This is a genomic window from Streptomyces anulatus, assembly GCF_000721175.1.
Lineage (GTDB): Bacteria > Actinomycetota > Actinomycetes > Streptomycetales > Streptomycetaceae > Streptomyces > Streptomyces anulatus_C.
On record NZ_JOEZ01000024.1, the window covers coordinates 1 to 15,964 of the forward strand.

General features: G+C 71.2%; 15 protein-coding genes. 1 reads left to right on the forward strand and 14 read right to left on the reverse strand.

The features are described from left to right. Window positions 1-33 precede the first annotated feature (33 nt). From IG90_RS0125965 to rpsB, 9 genes are all read right to left on the reverse strand, one after another. Complete coding sequence (locus tag IG90_RS0125965; RefSeq protein WP_051860255.1) at window positions 34-1,104, reverse strand: ABC transporter ATP-binding protein; 1,071 nt, start codon at window positions 1,102-1,104, stop codon at window positions 34-36. A gap of 5 nt (window positions 1,105-1,109) precedes the next feature. After that, window positions 1,110-2,735, reverse strand: a complete 1,626-nt coding sequence (locus IG90_RS0125970) for an ABC transporter permease (protein ID WP_030589303.1) — start codon at window positions 2,733-2,735, stop codon at window positions 1,110-1,112. 83 nt (window positions 2,736-2,818) lie between these two features. After that, on the reverse strand, window positions 2,819-3,916 hold the full coding sequence (locus IG90_RS0125975) for a thiamine ABC transporter substrate-binding protein (protein ID WP_030589306.1): 1,098 nt from the start codon (window positions 3,914-3,916) through the stop codon (window positions 2,819-2,821). A gap of 299 nt (window positions 3,917-4,215) precedes the next feature. After that, on the reverse strand, window positions 4,216-5,322 hold the full coding sequence (rlmN, locus tag IG90_RS0125980) for a dual-specificity RNA methyltransferase RlmN (RefSeq protein ID WP_030589309.1): 1,107 nt from the start codon (window positions 5,320-5,322) through the stop codon (window positions 4,216-4,218). 102 nt (window positions 5,323-5,424) lie between these two features. After that, window positions 5,425-6,510: a phosphatidate cytidylyltransferase gene (locus IG90_RS0125985; protein ID WP_030589312.1), complete on the reverse strand. Its 1,086-nt coding sequence runs from the start codon at window positions 6,508-6,510 to the stop codon at window positions 5,425-5,427. Next, window positions 6,510-7,067 (reverse strand): ribosome recycling factor, encoded by a 558-nt coding sequence (gene frr, locus IG90_RS0125990; protein ID WP_030589315.1) that lies wholly within the window; start codon window positions 7,065-7,067, stop codon window positions 6,510-6,512. Before frr ends, IG90_RS0125985 begins: the two co-directional genes overlap by 1 nt. A gap of 121 nt (window positions 7,068-7,188) precedes the next feature. Continuing rightward, complete coding sequence (pyrH, locus tag IG90_RS0125995) at window positions 7,189-7,965, reverse strand: UMP kinase (RefSeq protein ID WP_030589318.1); 777 nt, start codon at window positions 7,963-7,965, stop codon at window positions 7,189-7,191. Window positions 7,966-8,126: 161 nt separating this feature from the next. Further along, a complete protein-coding gene (gene tsf, locus IG90_RS0126000) occupies window positions 8,127-8,963 on the reverse strand; it encodes a translation elongation factor Ts (protein ID WP_030589321.1) in 837 nt (278 codons plus the stop codon). A gap of 99 nt (window positions 8,964-9,062) precedes the next feature. Then, the gene (gene rpsB, locus IG90_RS0126005; protein WP_030589323.1) at window positions 9,063-10,004 is read right to left on the reverse strand and encodes a 30S ribosomal protein S2; all 942 of its coding nucleotides are present in this window, start codon (window positions 10,002-10,004) and stop codon (window positions 9,063-9,065) included. Window positions 10,005-10,326: 322 nt separating this feature from the next. Here rpsB and IG90_RS0126010 point away from each other — a divergent pair, with 322 nt between their 5' ends. After that, window positions 10,327-10,989, forward strand: coding sequence for a murein hydrolase activator EnvC family protein (locus tag IG90_RS0126010; protein ID WP_030589326.1), 663 nt, complete (start codon window positions 10,327-10,329; stop codon window positions 10,987-10,989). On the opposite strand, the gene IG90_RS0126015 is transcribed toward IG90_RS0126010, so the two are convergent. From IG90_RS0126015 to IG90_RS0126035, 5 genes are all read right to left on the reverse strand, one after another. Beyond that, a complete protein-coding gene (locus tag IG90_RS0126015) occupies window positions 10,979-11,536 on the reverse strand; it encodes a TetR/AcrR family transcriptional regulator (protein WP_030589330.1) in 558 nt (185 codons plus the stop codon). The genes IG90_RS0126010 and IG90_RS0126015 overlap by 11 nt on opposite strands. A gap of 105 nt (window positions 11,537-11,641) precedes the next feature. Then, entirely contained in the window at window positions 11,642-12,478 is an 837-nt protein-coding gene (gene whiG, locus IG90_RS0126020) for an RNA polymerase sigma factor WhiG (RefSeq protein ID WP_030085080.1), read from the reverse strand. A gap of 254 nt (window positions 12,479-12,732) precedes the next feature. Then, window positions 12,733-13,845 carry a DNA-processing protein DprA gene (gene dprA, locus IG90_RS0126025; RefSeq protein WP_030589334.1) on the reverse strand — a complete coding sequence of 371 codons (1,113 nt, stop codon included), beginning with the start codon at window positions 13,843-13,845 and terminating at the stop codon, window positions 12,733-12,735. A gap of 128 nt (window positions 13,846-13,973) precedes the next feature. Then, window positions 13,974-15,593 carry a YifB family Mg chelatase-like AAA ATPase gene (locus IG90_RS0126030; RefSeq protein ID WP_030589337.1) on the reverse strand — a complete coding sequence of 540 codons (1,620 nt, stop codon included), beginning with the start codon at window positions 15,591-15,593 and terminating at the stop codon, window positions 13,974-13,976. Then, complete coding sequence (locus IG90_RS0126035) at window positions 15,593-15,952, reverse strand: YraN family protein (RefSeq protein WP_030589340.1); 360 nt, start codon at window positions 15,950-15,952, stop codon at window positions 15,593-15,595. Before IG90_RS0126035 ends, IG90_RS0126030 begins: the two co-directional genes overlap by 1 nt. Between the last annotated feature and the right edge of the window lie 12 nt (window positions 15,953-15,964).

A 15,964-nucleotide genomic window follows, 5' to 3' on the forward strand; every position in this document is an offset into this window, starting at 1 on the left:
GATGTCGCAATCCACACCGAACCCGGAAGGCCCTCACTCGTTCAAGATCCCTAAGCCGTGGGATCCGTCACCAACCTCCATGGACAGAACACCTAGCACCACCGTCTCCGCCGCGTCGAAGCGGACGCCCACGACCGCGCCCTCGTCCGGGGTGTCCCGCAGGGCGCATTCGGCCTCCAGCACCGGCGCGTTCTCGGGCAGCAGGCGTACGGTCACGTGGTTCCCCCGGAAGGTGCGGACGCCGACCGTGCAGCGCAGGCCGTCCTCCGGGGCGCCGATCAGGACGCCGGCGGGCCGGACGAGCAGATCGACCTCGCCCTGCGGGGAGCCGTCGGGCACCGGGACCTTGCCCCAGGCGGTGGCGGCGGCCTGTCCGGTCACGGTCGCCGCGGTGACGTTGTCGAAGCCGAGGAACCGGGCGACGAACGCGGAGGCGGGGCGCTGCCAGACGTTCAGCGGGCTGCCCTCCTGCGCGATCCGGCCGCCCCGCATCACGACGACCTGATCGGCGAGCGCGAACGCCTCGCCCTGGTCGTGCGTGACGGCCAGCACGGTCGTGCCCAACTCCTGGAAGAGCGTGCGCAGCTCGACGACGAGCCGTTCGCGGAGGCTGCGGTCGAGCTGGCCGAGCGGCTCGTCCAGCATCAGGAGCTTCGGGCGCGGGGCGAGGGCCCGGGCCAGGGCGACGCGCTGCTGCTCGCCGCCGGACAGCGCGGCGACGGCGCGGCGTTCGGCCCCGGGCAGACCGACCAGCTCCAGCAGTTCGTGGACCCGGTGCTCGGCCTCGGCCCGTCCTGCGCCGTGCATCCGGAGCCCGAAGGCGACATTGGCGCCGACATCACGGTGCGGGAAGAGCTGGTGGTCCTGGAACATCAGCCCGAGCCCGCGCCGGTGGACCGGGACGCCCGCCTGGTCCCGGCCCGCCAGCAGGACCCGGCCGCCGTCCATGGGCTGGAGTCCGGCGACGGCCCGGAGCAGGGTGGACTTCCCGCTGCCGCTGGGACCGAGCAGGCAGACGATCCGGTGGTCGGCGACCTCCAGGTCCACCGCGTCCAGCGCCGTCCGCCCGCCGAACCGTACGGTGGCTGCCTGCAAGCTCAGCATGTCGTTCAGAACTCCCCGGATCGGTCGGTGCGGATACGTTCGAGGAGCAGCAGCGACACCGCGCACACCAGCATCAGGATCGTGCTGAGGGCCATCGCCTGCCCGTAGTTGAGCTCCCCCGACCGGCCCAGCAGCCGGGCCACGGCCACCGGCAGGGTCGGGTTGTCCGGCCGCGCGATGAAGACCGTCGCGCCGAACTCCCCGAGGGAGACGGCGAAGGCGAAGCCCGCCGCGACCAGCAACGCCCTTCGCACCAACGGTAGATCGACCTCCCGCCAGGCCCGCAGTGGCGAGGCCCCCAGCACGGCGGCGGCCTCCCGCAGCCGGTCGTCGACCGCGCGCAGCACGGGCAGCATGGTCCGTACGACGAAGGGGACACCGACCAGTGCCTGGGCCAGCGGGACCAGGATCCAGGAGGTCCGCAGGTCGAGCGGCGGCTTGTCCAGGGTGATCAGGAAGCCGAAGCCGACGGTGACGGCGGACACTCCGAGCGGCAGCATCAGCAGCGCGTCGAAGCCCCGGACCAGCCGTCCCGCCCGCCGGGTCAGGGCCGCCGCCGCGAGCCCGCCGACGACGAGGGCGATGAGCGTCGCGACGAGCGCGTACCGCAGGGAGTTGCCGACGGCCTCCAGCGGCGGGACCAGGAAGGTGGAGGAGCCGCCGGACCCGGCCGACTGGAGGGCCCGGTAGTACCCGAAGCCGTACCCCCGGGCGCCGTCGGCTCCGTCGAGGGAACGCTCCACCAGCACCCCGAGCGGCAGCAGGATCAACAGCAGTGCCGTGAGCAGGACACCGCCGAGCAGCGCCCACTGTCCGGGGCCGCGGGGCCGGCGGGAGGTCTGCGCCGGGTCGACGAGCTTCAGCGCCCGCTCCCGGCGGCGTACGGTCGCGGCGTGCACGGCGAGGATCCCGCCGACCGCGGCGAACTGCACCAGGGTCAGCACGGCGGCCGTCGGCAGGTCCAGCAGTTGCGCGGTCTGCCGGTAGATCTCCACCTCCAGGGTGGAGTACGCCGGTCCGCCGAGGATCTGCACGACGCCGAAGGAGGTGAAGGTGAAGAGGAAGACCATCAGCGCGGCGGCGGCGACGGCCGGGGCGAGCGCGGGCAGCGTCACCCGGCGGAAGGCGGCGAACCGTCCGGCGCCGAGCACCCGGGCGGCCTCCTCCTGCCGGGGGTCCAGCTGGGACCAGAGCCCGCCCACCGTGCGTACGACAACGGCGTAGTTGAAGAAGACATGGGCCAGCAGGATCGCCCACACGGTCGTGTCGAGGCGGACGCCCCACAGCTCGTCGAGGAGCCCGCTGCGTCCGAGCAACGCCAGGAACGCGGTGCCGACGACGACGGTCGGCAGCACGAACGGCACGGTGACGACTGCCCGCAGCACCTGCTTGCCCGGGAAGTCGAACCGGGCGAAGACATACGCGCCGGGCAGGGCGATCAGCAGAGTGAGCGCGGTCGAGGCGAGGGCCTGCCAGGTCGTGAACCAGAGGACGTCGAGGATGTCCGGGCGGGCCAGTACCTCGCTGATCCGCCCGAACTGCCAGTCGCCCTCAGCCTTCAGCCCGCGGCCGACGATCGCGGTCACGGGATAGGCGAAGAACAGCGCGAAGAACGCGACGGGCACGGCCATCAGGCCGAGCCGCACAGCGGCCTGGCGCCGCCCGGACCCGCCACCGGCGGTCCGGACGGCCTCGGCTGCCTTCGCCTCCGGGTCTACTTCAGGACCAGCGACTGCCACGACCGGATCCACTGCTCACGGTTGGCGGTGATCTTCTCGGGCGCGACGGTGGGCGGCGCCTCGACGCTCTCGCCGAACTTCGTGAACAGCTCCGGCAGCTTCGCGTCCTTCACGACCGGGTTCACGAACATGTTCAGCGGCATGTCCTCCTGGAACGTCTTGCTGATCAGGAAGTCCAGCAGCGCCTTGCCGCCCGGCTCGTTCTTCGCCCCGGTCAGCAGCCCCGCGTACTCGGTCTGCCGGAAGCAGGTGCCGGTGGCGACCCCGGTGGGGGCCTCCTTCGGCTGCGGGTCGGCGTAGAGCACCTCGACGGGCGGGCTGGAGGCGTAACTGACGACCAGCGGCCGGTCCGCGTTGGCCTTCCTGCCGCCCGCGGAGCCGGAGAACTCCTCGTTGTACGCCTGCTCCCAGCCGTCGACGACCTTGACGCCGTTGGCCTTCAGCTTCTTCCAGTACGCCTCGTAGCCGTCCTCGCCCCGGGCGGCGATGGTGCCGAGGAGGAAGCCCAGACCGGGCGAGGAACTCGCGGCGTTCTCGGTGACCAGGAGGTTCTTGTACGCGGGCTTCAGCAGGTCCTCGAAGGTCTTCGGCGGCGCGAGCTTCTTGTCGGCGAAGTACTTCTTGTCGTAGTTGACGCAGATGTCGCCGGTGTCGACGGGCGTCACCCGGTGCTTCTCGTCCGTCTGCGTGTCCGCCGCGACCGTGTCCAGGCCCTTGGCCTCGTACGCGGTGAACAGACCGTTGTCGAGGGCGCGGGAGAGCAGGGTGTTGTCGACGCCGAAGAAGACGTCGCCGCGCGGGGAGCCCTTGGTCAGGATCTCCTGGTTGAGCGCGGCCCCGGCATCGCCGCTCTTGAGGATCTCGACGGTGTAGCCGGTCTCCTTCGTGAACGCCTTCAGCACCTTGTCCGAGACGCTGAAGGAGTCGTGACTGACCAGGGTCACGGTCTTGGATCCGCTGCCCTTGGACGCCCCGGAGCCCGACGGGCCGTCGTCGCTTCCGCAGCCCGCGAGCACGGTGACGCCGAGAGCGGCGGCGAGCGCGGTCGCCGCGTACTTCGTGGTGGTGTTCATGTGATTCCTCCTGGAGGTGACCAGGAAGAGACGCGGCCCCGCCCGCTGTCCGGCGAACCGGAAGAGGGCAGGGCGCAACAGCTTGAGTAAGGTCCGAACTTCCTACCCGGAATGACCCGGGCGAGGTTCAGAGGGTCTGCGGCCAACCTGTCCTTGGTGCCGCACTCTCAGCGCTGTGGCGCTCCCCTGTCGGAATATGAAGTTGATTTCGGCCCAGGCTACACCGGCGGTTTTCGGCCGGGCGAGGTGAGGTCACCAGGCCCGGTGCGGTCGTCGGTGCTTGTCCGGTCGCCGGTCTCTCAGCGCTCGGAGGCCGCCAGCTGCCCGCAGGCCCCGTCGATCTCCTGGCCACGGGTGTCCCGGACGGTGACGGGCACGCCATGGGCCGCGATGGCGTCGACGAACGCCTTCTCGTCCTCGGGCCGGGAGGCGGTCCACTTGGAACCGGGTGTGGGGTTCAGCGGGATCAGGTTGACGTGCACCCGCTTGCCCTTGAGCAGCCGGCCGAGCAGGTCGCCGCGCCAGGCCTGGTCGTTGATGTCCCGGATCAGGGCGTACTCGATGGAGATCCGGCGGCCGGACTTCTCCGCGTACTCCCAGGCGGCGTCGAGCACCTCTCGGACGTTCCACCGGGTGTTGACGGGGACCAGGGTGTCGCGCAGCTCGTCGTCCGGGGCGTGCAGCGAGACGGCGAGGCGGCACTTGAAGCCCTCGTCGGCGAAGCGCAGCATGGCCGGGACGAGACCCACGGTGGAGACGGTGATCCCGCGCTGCGAGAGGCCGAGGCCGTCCGGCTCCGGGTCGGTGAGCCGGCGGATCGCGCCGACGACGCGGTTGTAGTTGGCGAGCGGCTCGCCCATACCCATGAAGACGATGTTGGACAGCCGCGCGGGGCCGCCGGGCACCTCGCCGTCGCGCAGCGCGCGCATGCCGTCGACGATCTGGTGCACGATCTCGGCGGTCGACAGGTTGCGGTCGAGGCCGGCCTGCCCGGTGGCGCAGAAGGGGCAGTTCATCCCGCAGCCGGCCTGCGAGGAGATGCACATCGTGACGCGCTCCGGATAGCGCATCAGGACGGACTCGACGAGCGTCCCGTCGTGCAGCTTCCACAGGGTCTTGCGCGTGGTGTCGTCGTCGCAGCTGATGTGCCGGATCACGGACATCAGCTCGGGGAACAGTGCCTCGGCGAGCTTCTCCCGCGACGCAGCCGGGATGTTGGTCCACTCGGCCGGGTCGTGCGCGTACCGCGCGAAGTAGTGCTGCGAGAGCTGCTGGGCGCGGAACGGCTTCTCACCGGTCGCGGCGACCGCTTCCTTGCGCTCGGCGGGCGTGAGGTCGGCGATGTGCCGCGGCGGCTTCTTGGCTCCGCGGGGCGCGACGAAAGTGAGTTCTCCGGGCTTAGGCATGGTTCATCCAGTGTGGCAGACAGACGGGTGAGGGCCCGCCGCCCTGTGGACGACGGACCCTCACTCGTAGAACGTGCAGGTGAGAAGGGGGGCCAGGCCCGCTCAGCCGGAGCCCACGAACAGCACCAGCAGCAGCCATACGACCGGTGCGGTCGGCAGGAGCGAGTCCAGCCGGTCCATGATGCCGCCGTGACCGGGGAGCAGGGTGCCCATGTCCTTGATCCCGAGGTCCCGCTTGATCATGGACTCGCCCAGGTCGCCGAGGGTGGCGCTGGCGGCGACCGCGAAGCCGAGCAGCAGACCCTGCCACCAGGCGCCGCCGTCGATCAGGAACTCCATGCACAGCGCGCCGGCGACCATCGCGAAGCCCACGGCTCCGAACAGGCCCTCGCGGGTCTTGCCGGGGCTGATGCGCGGGGCCAGCTTGTGCTTGCCGAAGCGCCAGCCGACCGCGTAGGCCCCCGTGTCGCTGACCACGGTGAGGACGAGGAAGGTCAGGACCCGCCACGCCCCGTCGTCCGCCGTCAGCAGCAGGGCGACGAAGGTGGCCAGGAAGGGTACGTAGAACGCCGCGAAGACCCCGGCCGTGACGTCCTTGAGATACCCGTCCGGCGGCTCGGTCATCCGCCAGACCAGCACCGCGAGGGCGGTCAGGGCCATCGCGGTCCAGGCCCCCTCGGGCCCCCGTGCGTAGCCGGCGACGACCATCGCCGCTCCGCCGACGGCCAGCGGCACCAGGGGCGCCTTGATGCCCTTGCTTTCCTGGAGGCGGGAGGTGAGCTCCCACAGGCCGACGACGACGGCGATCACTATGACGCCGACGAAGACGGCCTTCACGATGAACAGCGAGAGGCCGATGACGGCGCCGAGACCCACGCCGACCCCTATGGCGGCGCGCAGATCACGCCCCGCACGCTTCTTCTGCGGCGGTGGCGGCAGCGGGGTGGACATGGGCTCCTGCGGCATCTCGTCACGGAACAGGGGGCCGCTCACGTGAGCGGCAGCCCTGTCCCGGTCGTCGCGGTCGACTGCGTCTCTACCTGCGTCGGGAACGTCCGGCACGTTGGGCATGGGCCGAGTCTGCTGGGCGTCACGCACATCGTGGGCAGGACCCGCCGGGGCAGCGCTCAACTCGGGCGTGCCCCAGTAACCGGCTCCTTGCGGGGCACCCCAGGAAGAGTCGTTCATCAGACTTCGAGCAGCTCGGCTTCCTTGTGCTTGAGCAGCTCGTCCACCTGCGTGACGTACTTCGCGGTGGTGTCGTCGAGCTCCTTCTCGGCGCGGCGCACCTCGTCCTCGCCGGACTCCTTGTCCTTGACGAGCTTGTCGAGGGTCTCCTTGGCCTTGCGGCGGATGGAGCGGATCGAGATCTTGGAGTCCTCGGCCTTGGTCTTGGCGACCTTGATGTACTCCTTGCGGCGGTCCTGGGTGAGCTCGGGGAACGTCACCCGGATGATATTGCCGTCGTTGCTCGGGTTGACGCCGAGGTCGGAGTCGCGGATCGCCTGCTCGATGTTGCGCAGCGCGGTCTTGTCGAACGGCGTCACGACGGCCATCCGCGCCTCGGGAACCGAGAACGAGGCCAGCTGGTTGATCGGGGTCAGCGCGCCGTAGTAGTCGGCGACGATCTTGTTGAACATCGCCGGGTGCGCGCGGCCGGTACGGATCGCGGCGAAGTCCTCTTTCGCGACGACAACGGCCTTCTCCATCTTCTCCTCGGCCTCGAGGAGGATTTCTTCGATCACCACGTGCTCCTGCGTGTCTTGGGTGGGCCCGGCGTCGTCATCGCCGGGCCCTCGGGTCCTGCGTCGCGTCCTCACCTGCACGGTGTCCGACCGGCAGGCCGTTGTCCATCCTGGGGGGCCGTCAGGCCCGGGTGCTCTCGTCGCTGACGAGCGTGCCGATCTTCTCACCCTTGACCGCGCGAGCGATATTGCCCTCGGCTGTCAGCTCGAAGACGAGGATCGGGAGCTGGTTGTCACGGCAGAGCGTGATGGCGGTGGCGTCGGCGACCTTCAGGTCGCGGGTGATCACCTCGCCATACTCCAGCGCGTCGAACTTCACCGCGTCGGGGTTGGTCTTCGGATCGGAGTCGTAGACCCCGTCCACGCCGTTCTTCCCCATGAGCAGCGCCTCGGCGTCGATCTCCAGGGCGCGCTGGGCGGCGGTGGTGTCGGTGGAGAAGTACGGCATGCCCATACCGGCACCGAAGATCACCACGCGCCCCTTCTCCAGGTGCCGTACGGCACGGAGCGGGATGTACGGCTCGGCGACCTGGCCCATGGTGATGGCGGTCTGGACGCGCGAGTCGATGCCCTCCTTCTCCAGGAAGTCCTGGAGTGCGAGGCAGTTCATGACGGTGCCGAGCATGCCCATGTAGTCGGACCGGGCCCGGTCCATGCCGCGCTGCTGGAGCTCGGCACCACGGAAGAAGTTGCCTCCCCCGATGACCACCGCGATCTGGGCGCCGTCGCGTACGACGGCGGCGATCTCGCGGGCGATGGTGTGCACGACGTCGGGGTCGACGCCGAGGCCGCCGCCACCGGCGAACGCCTCACCGGAGAGCTTCAGCATGAAGCGCCCGGAACCCTTGTCGTCGTCATGCTTGTCGTCGGCCTGAATGGCGTCCGCGCCCTTGTCCATGGAAATTCTCCTCGTGCACATACGAAGAAGGCCATTGCCGGTGGGTCTGGTGTCCCTACAGCGGCAATGGCCTCCTCGTCAGATCTGCGGTCGTCCGGCGTGGGTGCGGCCGTCGACTGCACCAGACCCTATCGGGTCCGGTGCTGTTCGCCCGGACGGACTCAGATGCCGACCTTGATGCGCGAGAAGCGCTTCAGGGTGACACCGGCCTCGTCCAGGACCTTCTGAACCGACTTCTTGGCGTCCAGCGCGTACGGCTGGCCGAGGAGGGTGGCCTCCTTGAAGAAGCCGTTGACGCGACCCTCGACGATCTTCGGGAGCGCGGCCTCGGGCTTGCCCTCGGCGCGCGTGGTCTCCTCGGCGACGCGGCGCTCGGCCTCGACGACCTCGGCCGGGACGTCCTCGCGGGACAGGTACTTCGGGGCGAAGGCGGCGATGTGCTGCGCGATGCCCTTGGCCAGCTCGGCGTCGGCCTTGTCCAGCTCGACCAGAACACCGATCTGCGGGGGCAGGTCGGGCATGGTGCGGTGCATGTACACGGAGACGAAGGCGCCGGTGAACTGCGCGAAGCGGTCCAGGACGATCTTCTCGCCGAGGTTGGCGTTGGCCTCGTCGACGTACGCCTGGACGGTCTTGCCGGCCTCGATCTCGGAGGCGAGCAGCGCGTCGATGTCGGCCGGGGAGGTCGCGGCGACGTGAGCGGCGAGCGTGTTGGCGACGGCCTGGAACTTCTCGCCCTTGGCGACGAAGTCCGTCTCGCACTTCAGCTCGAGGATGACGCCGGACGTCTGGTCCTCGGAGACGAGGGAGACGACGGCACCGTTCTCGGCAGAACGGCCCTCGCGCTTGGCGACGCCCTTCTGGCCCTTGATACGGAGCGCCTCGACGGCCTTGTCGACGTTGCCGTCGGCCTCGTCGAGCGCCTTCTTGCAGTCCATCATGCCGGCGCCGGTGAGCTCGCGGAGCTTCTTGACGTCAGCGGCGGTGTAGTTCGCCATGAGTCTGTATGTCTCTCTCGAAGTCTGAAAGATCTACGGGTGAACGGCGGGGGCGACGCTTGTGGCGTCGGCCCCCGCCGTCAGTAGCCGTGACGGGTGTCAGGCCTGCTCGGCGTTCGCGTCGGCGGCCGGGGCGTCGGCGGCCGGAGCCTCGACAGCGGCCTCGGCGACGGCCTCGGCCGGCGTCTGGGCGTCGGCCTCGGCGTCCTTCTCGGTCTCGACGGAGGACTGGACCTCGGCGGCAGCCGCGGTCTCGTCCTTCTTGTCGCCCTCGAGCAGGTCGCGCTCCCACTCGGCGAGGGGCTCGCCGGCGGCCTTCTCGCCCGGCTTCGAGTCACCGGTGGCGGCACCGGAGCGGGCGATGAGGCCCTCGGCGACGGCGTCGGCGATCACGCGGGTGAGCAGGGTGACGGAGCGGATCGCGTCGTCGTTGCCCGGGATCTTGTAGTCGACCTCGTCGGGGTCGCAGTTGGTGTCGAGGATCGCGACGACCGGGATGTGGAGCTTGCGCGCCTCACCGACGGCGATGTGCTCCTTCTTGGTGTCGACGATCCAGACGGCGCTGGGCACCTTCTGCATCTCGCGGATACCACCGAGGGTCTTCTCCAGCTTGGCCTTCTCGCGCGAGAGGACCAGGAGCTCCTTCTTGGTGAGGCCGGAGGCGGCCACGTCCTCGAAGTCGATGAGCTCGAGCTCCTTCAGACGCTGAAGGCGCTTGTAGACGGTGGAGAAGTTGGTGAGCATGCCACCGAGCCAACGCTGGTTGACGTACGGCATGCCGACGCGCGTCGCCTGCTCGGCGATGGCCTCCTGGGCCTGCTTCTTCGTACCCACGAACATGATGGAGCCGCCGTGGGCGACGGTCTCCTTGACGAACTCGTAGGCGCGGTCGATGTACGACAGCGACTGGAGCAGGTCGATGATGTAGATGCCGTTGCGCTCGGTGAAGATGAAGCGCTTCATCTTCGGGTTCCAGCGACGGGTCTGGTGACCGAAGTGGACGCCGCTTTCCAGCAGCTCCCGCATCGTGACGACGGCCATGGCCGTACTCCTTGAGGTGCTCGGTTATCGCGACCGCAGGTTTGCGCTCGCGCCTGACGCCCCGACGCGCCGTGCCACGAGGGACCGAGGAGCGCGGCCACCTCCGAGAAGAGGGAGGTGGCGGGGCGTGCGAAGTCGACCCGGTGACCCGGATCGCCGTAAGAAGTGTACGGGACCGTCTGAGTGCCGGGTGACCGCGATGTCCACAACCAGGTGGCGGCGACGTCCACGGCCGTGTGGCCGCGATGTCCACAACCGGCGAGTAGTCCACAGGAACGGTCCGTGATCCCCGGAATCCTGGCCTCCGGGACATCGTGGCAGCATGCGCCATCAGCCCGGTCCACGCCGCTCCCCCGCCCTCCGCACCCTGCTCCTGTTGCTCCTGATGCCCCCGCTGCTCGCGCTGTGCGGGCAGCTCCCGGCCGGGAGGCCGGCGCCGGGCGGGGCCGTCGCCGTGCCGACCGGGGCCGTGGCGTCCTCACCGGGGCCGGGAGCGGACACCGATGCCGACGGTGGCGGCCGGAGCTGGCCGCTGGCGGGGAGACCCGCGGTGTTACGGGCCTGGGAGCCGCCCGCCGGTCCGTACGGGCCCGGCCATCGCGGCGCGGACCTCGCGGCGGGGCCGGGCGCGCGGGTGCTGGCGGCCGCCGACGGCCGGGTGTCGTTCGCGGGGCGGGTGGCGGGGCGCGGGGTGCTGGCCATCAAGCTGGCCGGCAGCGGTTCGCCACCGCTGCGCACCACGTACGAACCGGTGCGGGCACTGGTCGAGGAGGGCGCGAGCGTGCGGGCCGGGCAGCCGGTCGGAGTGCTGGAGGAGGGGCCGTTCCACTGCGCGGAGGGCTGTCTGCACTGGGGGCTACGGCGCGGGGAGGATTATCTGGACCCACTCTCACTGCTGCCGCCCGCACTGCTGCGGAGGGGGCCCTCGCGGCTGCTGCCGGTGTTCGGAGTGCCGGAGCCGGACGCCGTCCGGGTCAGCCGCTGACACCGCGCAGGACCATCGCGACGACGGTGTCCGCGATGACGCCCGGCTCCTCCGCGACGCCCAGTTCGATACGGCGCACGGCGGCGTCGACCGAACCCTGCAGGAGCATGGCGGCCAGCCTCGGCTGCGTGTTGCCGAGGTCGCCCAGCGCTTCGACGATCATGGCGATCAGCCCGCCGTGCGCGGCCCGGATCTTCTCCCGGGCGCCGGCGTCCAGCTCGCTCGCGGAGATCGCGACGACCGCGCGGTGGCGGCGGTCCCCGACGAGGTCGAGCTGCCGGCGGACATACGCCTCGATCTTCGCCTCGGGCGTCTCGGCGCGCTGCATGGCGTTCTCGACCTCGGCCGCCCAGACGGGGAAGTCGACGGCGCACAGCTCCTCGACGACGGCGGCACGGGAGCGGAAGTACTCGTACACGGAGGACCGGGCGAGGCCCGTGCGCTCGGCGAGTGCGGGGAAGGTCAACGCCTCCGTACCGCCCTCGGACAGCAGGGAGCGCGCGGCGTCCAGGAGGGCGCCGCGCTGCATGGTCCGGTGCTCGGCCACGGAGGCCGCTCGAATCCTGGGCACCCGTCCACTCTACGGCGGCGGACGTGCGAGGGAAGGGTACGGCCGCCGACCGGATGGCCGGAGAGGGCCGGAAAGAGGACGTCAGCGGCCCGCGTCGGCCAGCTTTGCCCGGAGCTGCAGGACGGACTTGGTGTGGATCTGGCTGACCCGGCTCTCGGTCACCCCGAGGACGTTGCCGATCTCCGCGAGGGTGAGGCCCTCGTAGTAGTAGAGGGTCACCACGGTCTTCTCGCGGTCAGGGAGGGTGTTGATGGCCCGCGCGAGCAGTCTTCTCAGCTCGCGGTCCTCGGCGACCTCCACCGGATTGTCGGCGGCGGTGTCCTCCAGGGTGTCCATCAGGCTCAGCCGGTCGCCGCCCTCGCCGCCGACGTGCAGCAACTCCTCCAGGGCGACCACGTTCGCCAGCGACAACTGGCTGAAAACAGCGTGCAGTTCCTCCAGCGCAATGCCCATCTCCGAGGCGACCTCGGCCTCCGACGGCGTACGCCGGAACCGTGCCTCCAGCGTGGCGTACGCGCGCTCCACGTTCCGCGCCTTCTGTCGCACGGACCGCGGGATCCAGTCCAGGGCCCGGAGTTCGTCGATCATCGCGCCGCGGATGCGGGTGATCGCGTACGTCTCGAACTTGATGGCCCGTTCGATGTCGAACTTCTCGATGGCGTCGATGAGTCCGAAGACCCCGGAGGAGACGAAGTCGGCCTGCTCGACGTTGGACGGCAGCCCCACGCTCACCCTGCCCGCGACGTACTTCACGAGCGGCGAGTAGTGCAGGATCAGCTGCTCCCGCAGCCGCTCGTCGCCCGTGGTCTTGTAGGAGCGCCACAACTCGTCGAGGGAGGAGGGGGCGGGAGGGCGCACAGTGCCACGCGCAACCGGTGGTACTGCCGCGCGGTCAGACCCGGAGGTGTGCTGGGGCATGTGGTGCCTTGAGCCGTTCTGCCGTGAAGTGCTGGGGGACTTTTGTCTGGGGCGGAATCCTTGTGAGCGTAGCGTGACTGCGGCGTCGCAGTCCGCGCAGGACGGGAGATCCAGGCCGCGTGATCGCGTGTCGCCGTTCACGCTGTCCGAGCCCGCCGGAGGTCGGGGCCACCGCCGTGGGCGCGGGTCCCGGACAGGTCACCGATCGATCGTGCGAGGTCATCGGCCTTACCTTTTCACCCGAATGCTCCAGGTCAAGTACCGCCTCGCCGCGCGTTGTCGTTGCGTGCCGGAGGAAGCGCCAACCGCCAGCCGTCGCCTTCGCGTTCGACGAACCCCAGTGAGTGCAGTTCGTACAGTCGGCCGAGCGTTTCGTCGGCCGACGTCCCCGCGGTGCGGGCGAGGTCACGGGGGTGGGTGACGCCGTGGTACGGGAGCGCTTCGAGGACCCTCGCGGTGACCGCGTCCAGCTGGTCCCTGGGCAGCACCGGGCCGCGGCGGACCGGCGGGAGGTCGCCGATGTCCCCGACCAGCTCGACGACTTCGTCGGCGTCGGTGACGAGCACACCCTCACCGCGCAACAGCTCGTGGACCCCTGCCGACAGCCCGCTGGTGGCGGGTCCGGGCACCCCCATCGTGAAGCGGCCGAGCCGTTGCGCCTGGCGGGCGGTGACCAGCGAGCCGCTGCGGTATTCGGCCTCGACCACGACCGTTCCCCTGGTCAGTGCGGCGATGACGCGGTTGCGCAGGATGAATCTGCTGCGGGTGGGGTGGGAGGACGGCGGCAACTCGGCGACGAGGAGTCCCTGTTGTGTCAGCCGCCCGAGCAGCTCGGCGTGCCCGCGCGGGTAGGCGACGTCGACACCGCAGGCCAGCACCGCCGTCGTCGCTCCGCCCGCGGCCAGCGCGCCGCGGTGGGCGGCCCCGTCCACCCCGAACGCCGCCCCCGAGACCACCACCCAGCCGCGCTCCGCGAGCCCGGAGCAGAGGGTCGCCGCCATGTGTGCCCCGTACGGGGTGCAGGCCCTCGCGCCGACCACCGCGACCGAGCGCAGGGACCACAGCCGCAGGTCGGGCCGCCCCCGCACCCAGAGCCCGACGGGCCGCGCGTCGCCCAGGTCGTCCAGCTGGCTCGGCCACTCCCGGTCCCCCGGGCAGACGAAGCGCCCGCCCACCGCGGCGACCGCGGCCAGGTCCCGCCCCGGCTCCGCGGCGGCCGCACGCAGCCGGTAGCCCTCGAGCCGTGCGGCGGTCATCCCCGGCAGCTTCGCGGCGGACCCGTCCTCGGCGGTGAGCCTCCGCATGAGTTCGACCGGCCCGGTCCGCCGGAGCCAACGCCCGGCCCGCTCGTCCCCCGGCTCGAACACCCGCGTCAACGCGGCTCTGGCTTCCCGCTCCCGGTCCCGACTCCCGTCCTGGTCGCCGTTGCGGTCCTCGACCCAGTCGCCATCCGGGTCAGTTCCCGGCCCGTGCCGCCGGTCCCCCGTCAGCCCGGTCACCGCTCTCCCGCCCCCATCGGCACCCCGCGCTGGATCCCCGTCCGCAGCTCCAGGGCCACCATCACGTCGGAGGCGTCCGGGCGGTCGGCGCCCCGTAGGTCCGCCACGGTCCACGCCACCCGCAGCACCCGGTCCAGGCCCCGGGCCGTGAGCATCCCGCGTTCCAGGTCCCGCTCCGCCGCCGCCAGCGCCCCCGGGGCCGCGAGCAGCCGGGTCCGCAGCTCATGGCCGGGCACCTCGCTGTTCGTGGTCCACGGGGTGCCGGCCAGCCGCTCGGCCGCCCGCGCCCTGGCGTCCCGTACCCGCGCGGCGACGACGGCCGTCGACTCACCCCGGCTGCCCTGCCCCAGGAGGTCCGCGCGGTCGACCGGCTCCACCTCGACCCGGAGGTCCACCCGGTCGAGCAGGGGCCCGGACAGGCGCGCCTGATAGCGGCGGACCACCGAGGGCGGGCACTCGCAGCCCGCGCCGGTGAGCGAGTGCCGCCCGCAGGGGCATGGATTGGCGGCCAGCACCATCAGGAACCGGGCGGGCAGCCGCACCACCCCCGCCGCCCGCGCGACCACCACGTGTCCGGACTCCAGCGGCTGGCGCAGCGCGTCCAGCGCCTTCGCCGAGAACTCCGGGGCCTCGTCCAGGAAGAGCACCCCGCGGTGGGCCAGGGACACCGCTCCGGGCCGCGGCATCCCGTTGCCCCCGCCGACCAGGGACTGCATGGTCGCCGAGTGGTGCGGGGCGCAGTAGGGCGCCCGGGAGACGAGCGGTTCACCCGGGGGGAGGATGCCCGCCACGGAGTGGACCGCCGTCACTTCGAGGGATTCCTGCCGGGTCAGCGGCGGCAGGACCGCCGACAGCCGCTCGGCCAGCATGGTCTTGCCCGCGCCCGGCGGACCCGAGAACAGCAGATGGTGTCCTCCGGCCGCGGCCACCTCCAGGGCCTGGCGCGGGCGCGGCTGCCCCGCGACGTCCACCAGGTCCGGGCGGTGTCCGTCGCCCCGCGCGGCCGGGGCGAGCCCGGTGCCGAGGCCCGTGCCGGGGATCATGAGGCCGGCCAGTATGGCGTCGGGGCGTCCCTGCCCGCCGACGGGCTCATCGGGCACCGGTTCGTCGCACAGGAAGGCGATGAGCTGGCGCAGGCTCCGGACGCCGAGGACGGAGACCCCCGGCACCAGGGCCGCCTCCCCGGCCGTCTGCTCGGGGACGACGACCTGCTCGTACCCCGCTTCGGCCGCCGCGAGGACGGCGGGCAGCACGCCCCGTACCGGGCGCACCCGGCCGTCCAGACCCAGTTCGCCGATCATCACGACATCGGCGATCGTTGCGGGGTCGATCCGCTCCGCCGCCCCGAGGACCGCACAGGCGACGGCGAGATCGAAGCCCGAGCCGCTCTTCGGCACGGAGGCCGGTGAGAGCCCGACCGTGAGCTTCTTCTGCGGCCACTCGGCCCCGGAATTGACCACGGCGGCCCGCACCCGGTCCCGGCTCTCGACCAGGCTCTTGTCCGGCAGTCCGACCAGGGTGAAGGCCGCCACCCCCGGCTCCAGGTCCGCCTGGACCTCCACCACCACGCCCTCCACGCCGACCAGCGCCACGGAACAGGCTCGCGCGAAGCCCATCAGGACACCCCCCGGGCGTGCTCGGTGACCGGGGCTCCGCGCCGGGGCACGGTCACCCCGATCAGGTCGATGCGGACCCCGCCGGGCGGTGGCCCGCCGTGCCGGTCGAGCCAGATCTCGGCGAGCCGTCGCAGCCGGTCCGCCTTGACCGGGCCGACCGCCGCCATGGGGTGTTCGAACTCATGTGACCTGCGCGTCTTCACCTCGCAGAAGACGAGGGCGTCGCCGTCCCTGGCCACGATGTCGATCTCTCCGGCGCGGCAGCGCCAGTTGCGCTCGACCACCGCCATCCCGGCTTCGGCCAGCAGTCGCGCCGCCAGATCCTCGCCGTACCGCCCGAGTGCCCCCCGTGCGTTCATATCGGCACCACC

Bases quoted from the DNA above. Each gene is read 5' to 3' on its own strand.
- rlmN (WP_030589309.1), bottom strand. From the start codon at position 5,322: ATGCCTAAGCCCGGAGAACTCACTTTCGTCGCGCCCCGCGGAGCCAAG.
- IG90_RS0125985 (WP_030589312.1), bottom strand. From the start codon at position 6,510: ATGAACGACTCTTCCTGGGGTGCCCCGCAAGGAGCCGGTTACTGGGGC.
- whiG (WP_030085080.1), bottom strand. From the start codon at position 12,478: ATGCCCCAGCACACCTCCGGGTCTGACCGCGCGGCAGTACCACCGGTT.
- IG90_RS0126010 (WP_030589326.1), top strand. From the start codon at position 10,327: ATGCGCCATCAGCCCGGTCCACGCCGCTCCCCCGCCCTCCGCACCCTG.
- IG90_RS0126030 (WP_030589337.1), bottom strand. From the start codon at position 15,593: ATGGGCTTCGCGCGAGCCTGTTCCGTGGCGCTGGTCGGCGTGGAGGGC.
- IG90_RS0125970 (WP_030589303.1), bottom strand. From the start codon at position 2,735: ATGGCCGTGCCCGTCGCGTTCTTCGCGCTGTTCTTCGCCTATCCCGTG.
- rpsB (WP_030589323.1), bottom strand. From the start codon at position 10,004: ATGGCCGTCGTCACGATGCGGGAGCTGCTGGAAAGCGGCGTCCACTTC.
- tsf (WP_030589321.1), bottom strand. From the start codon at position 8,963: ATGGCGAACTACACCGCCGCTGACGTCAAGAAGCTCCGCGAGCTCACC.
- IG90_RS0125975 (WP_030589306.1), bottom strand. From the start codon at position 3,916: ATGAACACCACCACGAAGTACGCGGCGACCGCGCTCGCCGCCGCTCTC.
- IG90_RS0126035 (WP_030589340.1), bottom strand. From the start codon at position 15,952: ATGAACGCACGGGGGGCACTCGGGCGGTACGGCGAGGATCTGGCGGCG.
- pyrH (WP_030589318.1), bottom strand. From the start codon at position 7,965: ATGGACAAGGGCGCGGACGCCATTCAGGCCGACGACAAGCATGACGAC.
- IG90_RS0125965 (WP_051860255.1), bottom strand. From the start codon at position 1,104: ATGCTGAGCTTGCAGGCAGCCACCGTACGGTTCGGCGGGCGGACGGCG.